Source organism: Halomonas alimentaria, assembly GCF_009902005.1.
In the GTDB taxonomy this organism is placed as follows: domain Bacteria; phylum Pseudomonadota; class Gammaproteobacteria; order Pseudomonadales; family Halomonadaceae; genus Halomonas; species Halomonas alimentaria.
Window position 1 is genome coordinate 2,592,491 of record NZ_WUTT01000001.1, and the last position, 12,742, is coordinate 2,605,232.

At 68.0% G+C, this 12,742-nt stretch carries 13 protein-coding genes; 4 read left to right on the plus strand and 9 right to left on the minus strand.

Annotated features, from left to right (window positions below):
- The 5 genes from rng to GRB96_RS12315 form a co-directional block, all read right to left on the minus strand.
- On the minus strand, positions 1-1,464 hold the full coding sequence (gene rng, locus GRB96_RS12295; RefSeq protein ID WP_161432414.1) for a ribonuclease G: 1,464 nt from the start codon (positions 1,462-1,464) through the stop codon (positions 1-3).
- Between the two features lie 80 nt (positions 1,465-1,544).
- A complete protein-coding gene (locus GRB96_RS12300; protein ID WP_161432415.1) occupies positions 1,545-2,141 on the minus strand; it encodes a Maf family protein in 597 nt (198 codons plus the stop codon).
- Between the two features lie 13 nt (positions 2,142-2,154).
- Positions 2,155-2,649, minus strand: a complete 495-nt coding sequence (gene mreD, locus GRB96_RS12305) for a rod shape-determining protein MreD (protein WP_161432416.1) — start codon at positions 2,647-2,649, stop codon at positions 2,155-2,157.
- Positions 2,649-3,554, minus strand: coding sequence for a rod shape-determining protein MreC (gene mreC, locus GRB96_RS12310; protein WP_240894272.1), 906 nt, complete (start codon positions 3,552-3,554; stop codon positions 2,649-2,651). Before mreC ends, mreD begins: the two co-directional genes overlap by 1 nt.
- 58 nt (positions 3,555-3,612) lie before the next feature.
- Positions 3,613-4,650 carry a rod shape-determining protein gene (locus GRB96_RS12315; protein WP_023005904.1) on the minus strand — a complete coding sequence of 346 codons (1,038 nt, stop codon included), beginning with the start codon at positions 4,648-4,650 and terminating at the stop codon, positions 3,613-3,615.
- A gap of 172 nt (positions 4,651-4,822) precedes the next feature.
- On the opposite strand from GRB96_RS12315, the gene gatC reads away from it, so the two are divergent.
- From gatC to GRB96_RS12335, 4 genes are read left to right on the plus strand one after another with little or no spacing between them, the layout of a single operon-like run.
- The gene (gene gatC, locus GRB96_RS12320) at positions 4,823-5,110 is read left to right on the plus strand and encodes an Asp-tRNA(Asn)/Glu-tRNA(Gln) amidotransferase subunit GatC (protein WP_161432417.1); all 288 of its coding nucleotides are present in this window, start codon (positions 4,823-4,825) and stop codon (positions 5,108-5,110) included.
- Positions 5,111-5,136: 26 nt separating this feature from the next.
- Positions 5,137-6,597: an Asp-tRNA(Asn)/Glu-tRNA(Gln) amidotransferase subunit GatA gene (gene gatA, locus GRB96_RS12325; protein ID WP_161432418.1), complete on the plus strand. Its 1,461-nt coding sequence runs from the start codon at positions 5,137-5,139 to the stop codon at positions 6,595-6,597.
- Complete coding sequence (gene gatB / locus GRB96_RS12330; RefSeq protein ID WP_161432419.1) at positions 6,597-8,066, plus strand: Asp-tRNA(Asn)/Glu-tRNA(Gln) amidotransferase subunit GatB; 1,470 nt, start codon at positions 6,597-6,599, stop codon at positions 8,064-8,066. The genes gatA and gatB overlap by 1 nt, the downstream gene beginning before the upstream one ends.
- 39 nt (positions 8,067-8,105) lie before the next feature.
- Positions 8,106-8,657 (plus strand): cupin domain-containing protein, encoded by a 552-nt coding sequence (locus GRB96_RS12335; RefSeq protein WP_161432420.1) that lies wholly within the window; start codon positions 8,106-8,108, stop codon positions 8,655-8,657.
- Positions 8,658-8,666: 9 nt separating this feature from the next.
- Here the strand turns inward: GRB96_RS12335 and GRB96_RS12340 are convergent, their stop codons facing one another.
- The 4 genes from GRB96_RS12340 to GRB96_RS12355 all read right to left on the minus strand — a co-directional run bounded on the left by GRB96_RS12340 (position 8,667) and on the right by GRB96_RS12355 (position 12,671).
- Complete coding sequence (locus GRB96_RS12340; RefSeq protein ID WP_161432421.1) at positions 8,667-8,837, minus strand: DUF6435 family protein; 171 nt, start codon at positions 8,835-8,837, stop codon at positions 8,667-8,669.
- Positions 8,838-8,981: 144 nt separating this feature from the next.
- The gene (locus tag GRB96_RS12345) at positions 8,982-10,502 is read right to left on the minus strand and encodes an aldehyde dehydrogenase (protein WP_161432422.1); all 1,521 of its coding nucleotides are present in this window, start codon (positions 10,500-10,502) and stop codon (positions 8,982-8,984) included.
- Positions 10,499-11,905: an aspartate aminotransferase family protein gene (locus GRB96_RS12350; RefSeq protein ID WP_161432423.1), complete on the minus strand. Its 1,407-nt coding sequence runs from the start codon at positions 11,903-11,905 to the stop codon at positions 10,499-10,501. The genes GRB96_RS12345 and GRB96_RS12350 overlap by 4 nt, the downstream gene beginning before the upstream one ends.
- A complete protein-coding gene (locus GRB96_RS12355) occupies positions 11,892-12,671 on the minus strand; it encodes a gamma-glutamyl-gamma-aminobutyrate hydrolase family protein (RefSeq protein ID WP_161432424.1) in 780 nt (259 codons plus the stop codon). Before GRB96_RS12355 ends, GRB96_RS12350 begins: the two co-directional genes overlap by 14 nt.
- Positions 12,672-12,742 lie beyond the last annotated feature (71 nt).

The following is a 12,742-nucleotide window of genomic DNA, read 5'->3' on the forward strand; positions in this document are numbered from 1 at the left end:
TCACATCAGCACGATGTCGTACTGCTCCTGGGAGTAGTGGGCCTCCACCTGGAAGCGGATCGGCTTGCCGATGAACTCCTCCAGGTCGGCTACCGCCGCCGACTCCTCGTCGAGCAGGCGGTCCACCACCTCCTGCGCCGCCAGTACCATGTAGGTCTCGGCACTGTAGGCACGCTCCTCGCGCAGGATCTCACGGAAGATCTCGTAGCAGACCGTCTCGGGGGTCTTGAGAGTGCCACGGCCCGCGCAGGTCGGGCACGCCTCGCAGAGCGTCTGCTCGAGGCTCTCCCGGGTGCGCTTGCGGGTCAGCTGCACGAGACCCAGTTCGGTGACCCCGGTGCACTTGGTCTTGGCGTGATCGCGCTCCAGCGACTTCTCGAGCATGCGCAGCACCTGGCGCTGATGCTCGGTATCCTCCATGTCGATGAAGTCGATAATGATGATGCCGCCGAGATTGCGCAGCCGCAGCTGGCGGGCGATGGCGGTGGCGGCCTCGAGATTGGTCTTGAAGATGGTCTCCTCGAGGTTGCGGTGCCCCACATAGCCGCCGGTATTGACGTCGATGGTGGTCATCGCCTCGGTGGGGTCGATCACCAGGTAGCCACCGGACTTGAGCTGAACCTTGCGGCCCAGCGCCTTGTGAATCTCGTCCTCGACGCTGTAGAGGTCGAAGATCGGCCGCTCGCCGGCGTAGTGCTCGATGCGCTCCACGGCGTCAGGCATGAACTCCTCGGCGAACTCGATCAGCTTGACGTAGTTCTCCCGGGAATCGATGCGCACCTTCTCGATGTCGTCACGCATCACGTCGCGCAGGATGCGCATGAACAGCGGCAGGTCGTCGTAGATCACGCTGGGCGCCGAAGAGGTCACCTTGCGCTCGCTCACCTTGCGACACAGCCGCAGCAGGAAGTGCATGTCGGCGGCCAGTTCCTGGACGCCCACCCCCTCGGCGGCGGTGCGCACGATAAAGCCGCCGGCCACCTCCAGGCTCTGCTGGGCCTGGGCCTCCTCGATCAGGCCGCGCAGGCGCTCACGCTCACGTTCGTCCTCGATACGCTGGGAGACGCCGTGATGGGGGGCGTCGGGCATGTAGACCAGGTAGCGCGACGGCACCGACAGATGGGTGGTGAGCCGCGCCCCCTTGGAGCCGATGGGGTCCTTGGTGACCTGCACCACCAGCGCCTGGCCCTCGTGGAGCAGGTGGCCTATGGAGAGCTGCTCCTCGGCCGGGGTGCCGGGGGGCATCACCTCATGGGCATGGATAAAGGCGGCACGGTCGAGGCCGATGTCGACGAACGCCGCCTGCATGCCGGGCAGTACCCTCACCACCCGGCCCTTGTAGATATTGCCGACGATGCCGCGTCGCCGGCTGCGCTCGATGAAGGCTTCCTGCAGCACGCCGTTTTCCACCACGGCGACGCGGGTCTCCATCGGCGTCAGGTTGATCAGTACTTCGCCGCTCATGCGGAAATCCTTGTCCAGATTGCTTTGCGGCCATTATGACATAGAGACCCGCCCCCAAGGCGCAGAGATGGGCCGCGGCCTCAGCCGAGGGCGCCATCCCACAGCGCCACCCCCTGGCGGCGCAACAGCGCGGCGGTCTCGAACAGCGGCAGACCCACCACCGCCGAGTGGCTGCCGGCAATATGCTCGACGAACACCGCCGCCCGTCCCTGGATGGCATAGCCTCCCGCCTTGTCGGCGGGCTCGCCGCTGGCCCAGTAGGCGGCGATCTCGTCATCCGAGATCTCGCGCATCGCCACCGTGGTGGCCACGCAGGCGTCGAGCAGGCCGGCGGGGCCGGTGACCGCCACCGCGGTGAGCACCCGGTGCTCTCGCCCGGCGAGCGAGCGCAGCATGGCGGCCGCATGCGCCGGCCCCTCGGGCTTGCCGAGGATCGCGCCATCGAGGACGACTGCCGTATCGGAGCCCAGGGTCGGCAGCGAAGAGAGGCGCGCACCGGCCAGCGCCTTCTCCCGGGCCAGGCGCGTCACATACGCCTCGGCTGACTCGCCGGGGAGAGGGGTCTCGTCGATATCCACCGGACAAGACGTCAACGGCACGCCGATGGAGGCCAGCAGTTCGCGGCGCCGCGGCGAAGCGGAGGCCAGGCAGAGCAAGGGAGAGGGGGTAGCGGACATTGACAGGCTCCGGTCAATCGCCGGCCAGGCGCCGCCCCAGGGCATTGAAGAGGGTGGCGAACCAGGGCCAGAGCAGCGCACCGATCAGCGACGGCGTCAGGAAGGAGAGGTGGATGGCGAAGGGGCCGAGCAGAGTGCGCAACCACTGTTCCAGGAGCTGCACGCTGCCCAGCAGCACCAGCACCATCAGGGCCTGCTGGACCAGCGAGTAGGCACGAAAGCGCGGATAGACCAGGGCGCACAGGAAGGCCAGCAGCGACAGCAGCAGGGCGTTCTGGCCGAGCACCGCCCCCTCGATCAGGTCGAGCAGTATGCCCAGCACGAAGGCATGGAAGACGCCCACCCGATAGGGAGTCTTCATGCACCAGTAGACCAGCATCAGTCCCAGCCAGTCGGGCCGCCAGATCTGCCAGCCTTCGGCCAGCGGCATCACCTGAAGGCACAGCGCCAGCAGCAGGGAACACCAGATCCACGGCAGCGCCAGATTGGCGGCGGAGGGGGCGGCCATCAGCGATCCTCCTCGTCGTCGTCCTCGGGGGCGGGCGCCCGTACAGCGTCGCCGACCACCGCCCGGGCTGCCTCGATGGCCATCGCCTCGATGTCGCCGTCCCACCCGAGATCATCGAAGCGCAGCTGGCTGGGCGGGAAGAGCAGCAGGAAGTGGCGCGAGCGCTGCAGCTGGGCCACCGGCGCAGCACTGACCCGGGCGAACGGCTCGCCAGGGTCGTGCACCACCTCACTGACCCGGGCCACCGGGTAACCGGGGGGGAAGCGTCGCGCCAGGCCCGAGGTCACCAGCAGGTCGCCCACACGGATATCGGCGGTATCGGGGACATGCAGCACGTTGAGGCGGTCGTAGCTCCCACCGCCCTGAAGAATGAAGCGCAGGCCATTGCGATTGACCCGTACCGGCAGCGCATGGCTCGCATCGGCCACCATCAGCACCCGGCTCGAGTAGGCCGAGACCGAGGTCACCTGGCCGACCAGGCCGGCAGCATCCATCACCGGCTGCCCCACATGGACCCCGTCGCGACGACCACGATCCAGCACCATCTGATGGGCGAAGGGGTCGGGGTCCAGGGAGAGCAGCTCGGCGGTGATGAAGGGCATGTCGTGCTGGCGAGCGGCGGAGAGTAGCTCGCGCAGGCGCACGTTCTCGGCGGTGAGATCCGCCATGCGCTGGACGCGGTGAGAGAGTGTCAGGATCTGCTCGCGCAGCCGCCGATTCTCGTCGACCAGAGCACGCTGGTCGGAGAGTGCCAGCGTCGCCCAGCTCAGCACGCTGCTGGGCAGACTGACCACCCACTGGACGGGGGCCACCACCGTGGAGAGCTGGGCGCGCACCTCCTCCATGCGGGTCAACCGCAAGTCGGCGACCATCAGCCCGACCGCGACGATCGCGCAGACCAGCAGGCGATAGACAGGCAGCGGGCCATGCGAGAACAGCGGCTTGATGACGCGTCTCCCCGGGTCAGTCGCTGGACAGCAGCTCGAAGGTGTGCTGGTCGATCATCTCGAGGGCCTTGCCGCCGCCGCGCGCCACGCAGGTCAGCGGATCCTCGGCGACGATCACCGGCAGGCCGGTCTCCTCGGCGATCAGCTTGTCCAGGTCACGCAGCAGCGCACCCCCGCCGGTCAGCACCAGGCCACGCTCGGCGATATCGGAGGCGAGTTCCGGGGGGGACTGCTCCAGGGCGTTCTTCACCGCGGCGACGATGGAGGCCAGGGTCTCCTGCAGGGCGTCGAGGATCTCGTGGGAATTGAGGGTGAAGCTGCGCGGGATGCCCTCGGCCAGGTTGCGGCCGCGCACATCGATCTCGCGCAGCTCGCCGCCGGGGTAGGCGCAGCCGATCTCCTCCTTGATGCGCTCGGCGGTGGCCTCACCGATCAGGCTGCCATAGTGGCGCCGCACATAGCCGATGATCGCCTCGTCGAAGCGGTCGCCGCCGACGCGGATCGACTCGGAGTAGACGATGCCATTCAAGGAGATGATGGCGATCTCGCTGGTGCCGCCACCGATATCCACCACCATGGAACCCTGGGCCTCCTCCACCGGCAGGCCGGCACCGATGGCGGCCGCCATGGGCTCCTCGATCAGGAACACCTCACGGGCACCGGCGCCCTCGGCGGACTCCTTGATGGCCCGGCGCTCCACCTGGGTCGACATGCAGGGCACGCACACCAGCACCCGCGGACTCGGGGTGAGGAAGGTGCTCTGATGGACCTTGCGGATGAAGTGCTGGAGCATCTGCTCGGTGACGGTGAAGTCGGCGATCACCCCGTCCTTCATCGGCCGGATGGCGGTGATATTGCCAGGGGTGCGGCCCAGCATGCGCTTGGCGTCGGAGCCCACGGCGGCCACGCTGCGCATGTTGCCGGACTGGCGAATGGCCACGACCGATGGTTCGTCGAGCACGATGCCTCGGCCGCGGACGTAGATCAGCGTATTGGCCGTGCCCAGATCGATCGACAGATCGCTGGAGAACAGCCCCCTCAAGCGTTTGAACATGGAAGTCGTTACCTAGTGCAGTCCGGGAACCCTGTGCGGAGGCAAACGGTATCACCGCACCCCCTCAGCAGCAAGCGAAACCCCCGGGCAGCGGCACATCGAGGCCCTGCCCGAGCGACGCCGAATATGGTACCTTCAGCGGCCTGATTTTCTCATCGAGGACACCCGACTCATGGCGCTTGAACACGCTGATGTGCTCAGGGCCGCGCATCTCGCCCGGCTCGGCCTCTCCGACGAAGACGCCGTCCACTACCTGGACGACCTCGGCCGCATCCTCGAGATGGTCGACCGCCTCCAGGCACTGGACACCGAGGGCGTTGCCCCCCTGGCCCACCCCCTGGACGCCACCCAGCGGCTGCGCGCCGACGAGGTCACCGAGAGCGACCGGCGCGACCATTTCCAGCGCTGCGCCCCGGCGGTGGAACAGGGCCTCTACCTGGTACCCCGCGTCGTCGAGTGAGCCACTTTCTACGGAGCCTCCGGCCCATGCATGACAAGACACTGACCGAGCTCGCCGCCAGTCTGGCGGCCGGCGAGTTCACCAGCCGCGAGCTGACCGAACATCTGCTGGGGCGTATCCAGCGCCACGACGGTGAGCTCAACAGCTTTATTACCGTCACCCCGGAGCAGGCCCTGGCCGCGGCCGACGCCGCCGATGCCGCGCGTACCCGCGGCGAGGCCGGGCCGCTGACCGGCTTGCCGGTGGCGATCAAGGACCTGTTCTGCACCGACGGAGTGCTGACCACCGCCGGCTCGAAGATGCTGGCCAATTTCGTCGCCCCCTACGATGCCAGCGTGGTGGAGCGACTCAAGGCCGCCGGCACGGTGAGCCTGGGCAAGGCCAACCTGGACGAGTTCGCCATGGGCTCCTCCAACGAGAACAGCGCCTTCGGCGCGGTGAAGAACCCCTGGGACACCAGCGCCGTGCCGGGCGGCTCCTCCGGTGGCAGCGCCGCCGCGGTAGCCGCGGGACTGGCTCCCGCCGCCATGGGCACCGACACCGGCGGCTCGATCCGCCAGCCAGCCGCCTTCTGCGGCATCACCGGCCTCAAGCCCACCTACGGCCGGGTATCGCGCTGGGGCATCATCGCCTACGCCTCGAGCCTCGACCAGGCGGGCCCCATGGCGCGCACCGCCGAGGACTGCGCCCTGCTGCTGAACGCCATCGCCGGCCACGACCCCAGGGATTCCACCTGCGTGGCCCGCGGCGTGCCCGACTACCGCGAGGAACTCAACGCGCCATTGGCGGGCCTCAAGATCGGCCTGCCCCGGGAGTACTTCGGCGACGGCCTCGACCCCGAGGTGGAGAGTGCGGTGCGCGAGGCGGTGGCGGTCTACGAGTCGCTGGGCGCCAAGGTGCGCGAGGTCAGCCTGCCGCACACCCACTACGCGATCCCGGCCTACTACGTCATCGCCCCGGCGGAGGCCTCGTCGAACCTCTCCCGCTATGACGGCGTGCGCTTCGGCCACCGCTGCGAGAACCCCAGCGACCTTATCGACCTCTACAAGCGCTCCCGCGCCGAGGGCTTCGGCGAGGAGGTCAAGCGGCGCATCCTGATCGGCACCCATACCCTCTCCGAAGGCTTCTTCGATGCCTACTACAAGAAGGCACAGCAGGTGCGCCGCCTGATCCGCCAGGACTTCCTCGATGCCTTCGAGGAGGTCGACGTTCTGATGGGCCCGGCCTCCCCCACCCCGGCCTTCGACCTGGGCGCCCAGAAGGATCCGGTCTCCATGTACCTGCAGGACATCTACACCATCGCCGTCAACCTGGCCGGCATCCCCGGCATCAGCGTACCGGCGGGCTTCGTGGGCAAGCGCCCGGTGGGGCTGCAGATACTCGGCACCCACTTCGCCGAGCAGCGCCTGCTCAACGTCGCCCACCAGTTCCAGCAGGCCACCGACTGGCACCTGCGTCGTCCCCAGCTTGTCGAGGAGAGCGCCTGATGCAATGGGAAACCGTGATCGGCCTTGAGGTCCACGTCCAGCTCGCCACCCGGTCCAAGATCTTCTCCGGCGCCCCCACCGCCTTCGGCGCCGAGCCCAACACCCAGGCCTGTGCCGTGGATCTGGGCCTGCCCGGGGTGCTGCCGGTGCTCAACGAGCAGGCGGTGGCCATGGCGGTGCAGTTCGGCCTGGCGATCCACGCCGAGATCCCGGAGATCTCGGTGTTCGACCGCAAGAACTACTTCTACCCCGACCTGCCCAAGGGCTACCAGACCAGCCAGATGTACCACCCCATCGTCGGCCCCGGCGAGGTGGAGATCACCCTTGAGCAGGGCGAGGCCAAGCGCATCCGGGTGCACCACGCCCACCTGGAAGAGGACGCCGGCAAGTCCCTCCACGAATCCTTTTCTGACGGCATGGGCCACGCCATGACCGGCATCGATCTCAATCGTGCCGGCACCCCGCTGCTGGAGATCGTCTCCGAGCCGGACATGCGCTCGGCGAAGGAGGCGGCCGCCTACCTCAAGGCGATCCACTCCATCGTCACCTATCTCGGCATCTCGGACGGCAACATGGCCGAGGGCTCGATGCGCTGCGACGTCAACGTCTCGGTGCGCCCCGTGGGCCAGGCCGAGTTCGGTACCCGCGCCGAGATCAAGAACGTCAACTCCTTCCGCTTCGTGGAGCGCGCCATCGAGTTCGAGGTGGAGCGCCAGATCGAGCTGATCGAGGATGGCGGCAAGGTGGTCCAGGAGACGCGCCTCTATGATCCCGAGCGCGACGAGACCCGCAGCATGCGCACCAAGGAGGAGGCCAACGACTACCGCTACTTCCCCTGTCCCGACCTGCTGCCAGTGGTGCTCGACGGCGCCTACGTGGACCACCTGCGCGAGATCCTGCCGGAGCTGCCCGACGAGAAGCGCGCCCGCTTCCAGGACGAAATGGGACTCTCCGCCTACGACGCCGGTGTGCTTGCGGCCAGCCGCGAGATGGCCGAGTACTTCGAGGCGGTCAAGGACGCCTGCGGCGATGCCAAGCAGGCCGCCAACTGGGTGCAGGGGGAGCTCTCCGGCGCCCTGAACCGTGAGGGCCTGGCGATCCAGGACAGCCCCGTCTCCGCCGCTCAGCTCGGTGGACTGATCGCCCGGGTGATGGACGACACCATCAACGGCAAGGCCGCCAAGCAGGTGTTCCAGGCGCTGTGGAACGGCCAGGGCGAGAGCGCCGACGAGGTGATCGAGGCCAAGGGCCTCAAGCAGGTCACCGACACCGGCGCCATCGAGGCGATGATCGACCAGGTGATCGCGGACAGCCCCGCCCAGGTGGCCCAGTACCGCGACGCCGAGCCGGAGAAGCGCGGCAAGATGATCGGCTACTTCGTCGGCCAGGTAATGAAGGCCTCCCGCGGCACCGCCAACCCGCAGCAGGTCAACGGCCTGCTCAAAGAGAAGCTCGACGCCCTGTGCTGACGACGGGGACGACACTCGGAGCCCAGGAGGAGGTCCGACATGGCCGATGACGTCGGCGCACGGCTGCGCACCCTGCGCACCCTGCGCGGTATCTCCCAGCGTGAGCTGGCCAAGCGCTGCGGGGTGACACACTCCAGCCTGTCGCTTATCGAGCAGGGCAAGGTGAGCCCCTCGGTGAGCTCCCTGAAGAAGATCCTCGACGCCATACCCATGAGCGTCGGTGACTTCTTCACCATGGACCTGGAGAACGGCCGCCGAGTCTTCTATTCGGCCGAGGACCTGGCCGACGTGGGCGCAGGCGACGTCATCTACAAGCTGGTGGGCGCCGATCGTCGCGACCGGGCCTTGGCCTTCATGATCGAGACCTATCCCCCCGGCGCCGACACCGGCCGCGAGATGATCGCCCACCAGGGCGAGGAGGCCGGCGTGGTGCTGGAGGGAGAGATCGAGATCACCATCGGCGCCGAGTCGCGGATGCTGAAGGCCGGGGAGGCCTACTACTTCGAGACCAACGTGCCCCACCGCTTCCGCAACCCGGGCGGCGAGCCCTGCCGCCTGGTGAGCTGCGCGACCCCCGCCCGGGCCTTCTGAGGCCCGGGTTCAGCCCTTCTTGAGCTTGTCGATCTCCTCGCGCAGCGCCTCCGCCTCCTCGGTGAGGGAGGCGTTGGCGCGCATGTCGCCGTTGCGAGCGGCGTGCATCGCCTGCTCGAGCTTCTGCTCGTAGGCCTTCTGCAGCTTCCTGGTCGGGTCCGTCTTGAAGAGTCCGAACATGGGGCATCTCCTCTGGGGGTGTTCCCACAGCCTACCCCTTTCGGCAGGATAAATCGATACAAGAGTTGTACGAATGATTCATTTAAATACAACGAGGCCAGCGCCATGGCGCCGGCCTCGTCGTGTTGCGGAGGGTCACGCAGCTCAGTTGGCCAGCGACATCCACACGCTCTTGAGGTCGGAGTACTCCTCCAGGGAGTGGTGGGACTTGTCGCGGCCGTTGCCGGACTGCTTGACCCCACCGAAGGGCATGGTCTGGTCGCCGCCGGCCCAGTTGTTGACGAACACCTGGCCCGACTGCAACCGCCGGGTCACCCGCATGATGCGGTCGATGTCCTGGCTCCACAGGCCTGCCGCCAGGCCGTAGACGCTGTCGTTCGCCAGGCGCACCGCCTCCTCCTCGCTGTCGAAGCCGAACACCGAAAGCACCGGACCGAAGATCTCCTCGCGACCGATGGCCATCTCGGGGGTGACGCCATCGAACACCGTGGGCGGGATGAAGAACCCCTTGCCATCGACCACGGTGGCCTCACCACCGGCACGCAGTCGGGCGCCCTCTTCCTGGCCACGGCGGATGAACTCCAGCACCCGGCGGTACTGGGTCTCGTCGACCATGGCGCCCATGAAGCTCTCCGGGTCGAGCGGGTCACCGGGCTGCATGGTCTCGGCCGCGGCCACCACCTTGTCGATGAAGGCCTCGCGAATGCTGTTCTCCACCAGCAGCCGGGAGCCGGCGATGCACACCTCGCCCTGGTTATGGAAGATCGCCGCAGCGGCATGCTTGGCCACCTGATCCAGGTTCTTGCAATCGGCGAAGACGATATTCGGGCTCTTGCCGCCGCACTCCAGGTAGAGGCGCTTGAGGTTGGACTCGCCGGCGTACTGCATCAGCAGCTTGCCCACCCCGGTGGAGCCGGTAAAGGCGAGACAGTCCACCTCCATGGAGAGCGCCAGCGCCTTGCCCACGGTATGGCCGAAGCCCGGCAGCACCTGGAAGACGCCCCGCGGCAGGCCCGCCTCCCGGGCCAGCTGGGCCAGGCGCAGCGCCGAGAGCGGCGACTTCTCAGAGGGCTTGAGGATCACGCTGTTGCCGGCGGCAAGCGCCGGGGCCACCTTCCACGAGGTCATCATCAGCGGGAAGTTCCAGGGCACGATGGAGGCCACCACGCCCAATGGCTCGCGCAGCACCAGCGCCAGGGCCTCCTCGCCGGTGGGGGCCACCTCGCCGTAGAGCTTGTCGATGCACTCCGCCTGGTAGCGGAAGCAGGCGATGGCGCCACTCATGTCGCCGAGCGAGCTTGCGATCGGCTTGCCCATGTCCAAGGTATCGAGCAGGGCGAGCTCGGCCTTGTTGGCCTCCATCAGGTCGGCCAGGCGCAGCAGCGTCTTCTTGCGCTTGCCCGGGGCGCGGCGTGACCAGTCACCGCCATCGAAGGCGGCGCGGGCGTGGCTCACCGCCACGTCGGCGTCGGCGGCATCGCAGCTCGCCACCCGAGCCAGCACCTCGCTGGTAGCCGGATTGACGCTCTCGAAGGTCTCGCCGCTGGCGGCATCGACGAAGACGTCATTGATGAAGGCGCGGGTCTCGAGACCGCTATCGGACTTGAGGGCGGCGGCGAGTTGCTGCCACTCGGCCAGGGTCTTGGGCATCTCGGGGCGACTCATGCGGAGGTCTCCTCTTGCTGATCGGTGGTGGTGTCGGCCAGTCGAGCCAGGGTAGCATCCAGGGCGGCGCGCGCCTTGTCGACGAGTTCGTCGATCTCGGCGTGGGAGATCACCAGCGGCGGCGAGATGATCATGGTATCGCCCACCGAGCGCATCACCAGTCCCGAGGCGAAGCAGAGGTCGCGGCACAGGTTGCCCACCGCAAGCGCCTTGTCGAAGCGCTCGCCGGTGGCGGGGTCGATCAGCTCCAGGGCGCCGATCAGGCCCAGCGAGCGCGCCTCGCCCACCAGCGGATGCTTGGCGAGTGCCTGCCAGCGCTGCGCCAGGTAGGGGCCGAGGTCGTCGCGCACCCGCTCGACCACGCCCTCCGCCTCCATCAGCTCGAGGTTCCTCTGCGCCACGGCGGCGCAGGTGGGGTGGCCGGAGTAGGTGAAGCCGTGGAAGAACTCACCGCCCTCCTCGATGAGGGTGTCGGCGACCCGGTCACCCACCAGCACGCCGCCGATGGGCAGGTAGCCCGAGGAGAGCCCCTTGGCGATGGGCATCAGGTCGGGCTCGAGCCCGTAGTGGACGCTGCCGAACCACTCGCCCAGCCGGCCGAAACCGCAGATCACCTCGTCGGCCACCAGCAGGATGTCGTACTTCGCCAGCACCGCCTTGACCGCCGGCCAGTAGCTCGCCGGGGGGATGATGGCGCCGCCGGCGCCCTGCACCGGCTCGGCGATGAAGGCCGCGACGTTCTCCTCGCCGAGCTCGAGGATCTTCGCCTCCAGGGCCGCGGCACACTCGCGCCCGAAGGTTTCGGGGTCCTGGCCCTCGGAACGCCCCTCTCCAAACCGCCCTTCTCCAAACCACCAGGGCTGGCGTACATGGGCGATCTTCGGCACCAGGGGGCCACCCTGCTCGTGCATGGGCGCCATGCCACCGAGGCTCAGCCCGGCCACGGTGGAGCCGTGGTAGGCATTCTCGCGGCCGATCACCCACTGTTTTTCGGGCTGCCCCTTCAGGGCCCAGTAGCGGCGCACCATGCGCAGCACGGTGTCGTTGGCTTCGGAGCCGGAGCCGGTGAAGAAGACGCGGTTGATATGCGGCGGCGCCAGCCGGCATAGCGTCTCGGCGAGCTTGACCGCCGGCGGATGGGTGGTCTTGAAGAAGTTGTTGTAGTAGGGGAGCTGGCGCATCTGGGCGGTGGCGGCCTCCACCAGCTCCTCGCGGCCGTAGCCGAGGTTCACACACCACAGACCCGCCATGCCGTCGAGGATGCGGTTGCCCTCGGAGTCGATGATATAGACCCCCTCGCCACGCTCGATGATGCGGCTGCCCTCCTCACCCAGGGCCTTGAAGTCGGTGAAGGGGTGCAGATGGTGGGCGCGGTCGAGCCGCTGGTAGTCAGAGGTCTGCATGGTCGACGACTCCAGGCTGGGGAATTCGGGCGGCCCGACGGGAGTGGCACGCCTCGGCGAAGCCACGAAACAGGGCGTCATAGAGCGGATGCTCGGTGGGGTGCCACTCGGGGTGCCACTGCACGGCCAGGGCGAAGCCCGGGGCATCGCCCACCGAGATCGCCTCGACCAGCCCGTCCGGGGCGTGGGCCTCGGCGACCAGGCCCGGCCCCAGGGTGGCGACGCCCTGCTGGTGCAGGGAGTTCACCTGGGCGTGGGGTTCGGGATAGAGGGCAGCCAGCCGGCTGCCAGGCACGATGGCAAGGTCATGGCTCGGGGCGTACTGCTCCGACTTCTCCCCCGCGGGCTCGCGGTGGTCGAGCATGCCCGGCACCCGCTGCACCGCCTGATGCAGGGTCCCGCCGAAGGCCACATTGAGCTCCTGGAAGCCGCGACAGATGCCCAGCAGCGGCAGGCCGAGATCCAGTGCGGCGGGAATCCAGGCCAAGGCTGCGGCGTCGCGGTGGAGGTCATCCCGGGTATTCTCCGGCTCCCGCTCGGCCCCGTAACGGCCCGGCTCGACGTTGGTATAGCTGCCGGTGAGCAGCAGGCCATCCAGATGGGCCGGCAGGTCGCCGGACACGGCGTCCTCCCACACCGGCAGGATCACCGGCGCCAGGCCGTACTCGCGCAGGGCGGCAAGATACTTGTCGGTGACCATATGCGCCGGATGGCCCTCCACCTCGCGGCGGCAGGCAATCACGCCCACCAGGGGTCGGGACGACATTGCGCTCTCCTCTCGTCAATGAATCTCGATGTTATGCTTTGTTCAACATAGCCTGTCCCGGGACGGATGCC

What these genes read in the sequence shown, in the direction of transcription:
- GRB96_RS12300 (WP_161432415.1), bottom strand. Translation starts at nt 2,141, where the DNA reads ATGTCCGCTACCCCCTCTCCCTTGCTCTGCCTGGCCTCCGCTTCGCCG.
- gatB (WP_161432419.1), top strand. Translation starts at nt 6,597, where the DNA reads ATGCAATGGGAAACCGTGATCGGCCTTGAGGTCCACGTCCAGCTCGCC.
- mreD (WP_161432416.1), bottom strand. Translation starts at nt 2,649, where the DNA reads ATGGCCGCCCCCTCCGCCGCCAATCTGGCGCTGCCGTGGATCTGGTGT.
- GRB96_RS12345 (WP_161432422.1), bottom strand. Translation starts at nt 10,502, where the DNA reads ATGAGTCGCCCCGAGATGCCCAAGACCCTGGCCGAGTGGCAGCAACTC.
- GRB96_RS12350 (WP_161432423.1), bottom strand. Translation starts at nt 11,905, where the DNA reads ATGCAGACCTCTGACTACCAGCGGCTCGACCGCGCCCACCATCTGCAC.
- rng (WP_161432414.1), bottom strand. Translation starts at nt 1,464, where the DNA reads ATGAGCGGCGAAGTACTGATCAACCTGACGCCGATGGAGACCCGCGTC.
- gatA (WP_161432418.1), top strand. Translation starts at nt 5,137, where the DNA reads ATGCATGACAAGACACTGACCGAGCTCGCCGCCAGTCTGGCGGCCGGC.
- GRB96_RS12315 (WP_023005904.1), bottom strand. Translation starts at nt 4,650, where the DNA reads ATGTTCAAACGCTTGAGGGGGCTGTTCTCCAGCGATCTGTCGATCGAT.
- GRB96_RS12335 (WP_161432420.1), top strand. Translation starts at nt 8,106, where the DNA reads ATGGCCGATGACGTCGGCGCACGGCTGCGCACCCTGCGCACCCTGCGC.
- GRB96_RS12355 (WP_161432424.1), bottom strand. Translation starts at nt 12,671, where the DNA reads ATGTCGTCCCGACCCCTGGTGGGCGTGATTGCCTGCCGCCGCGAGGTG.
- GRB96_RS12340 (WP_161432421.1), bottom strand. Translation starts at nt 8,837, where the DNA reads ATGTTCGGACTCTTCAAGACGGACCCGACCAGGAAGCTGCAGAAGGCC.
- gatC (WP_161432417.1), top strand. Translation starts at nt 4,823, where the DNA reads ATGGCGCTTGAACACGCTGATGTGCTCAGGGCCGCGCATCTCGCCCGG.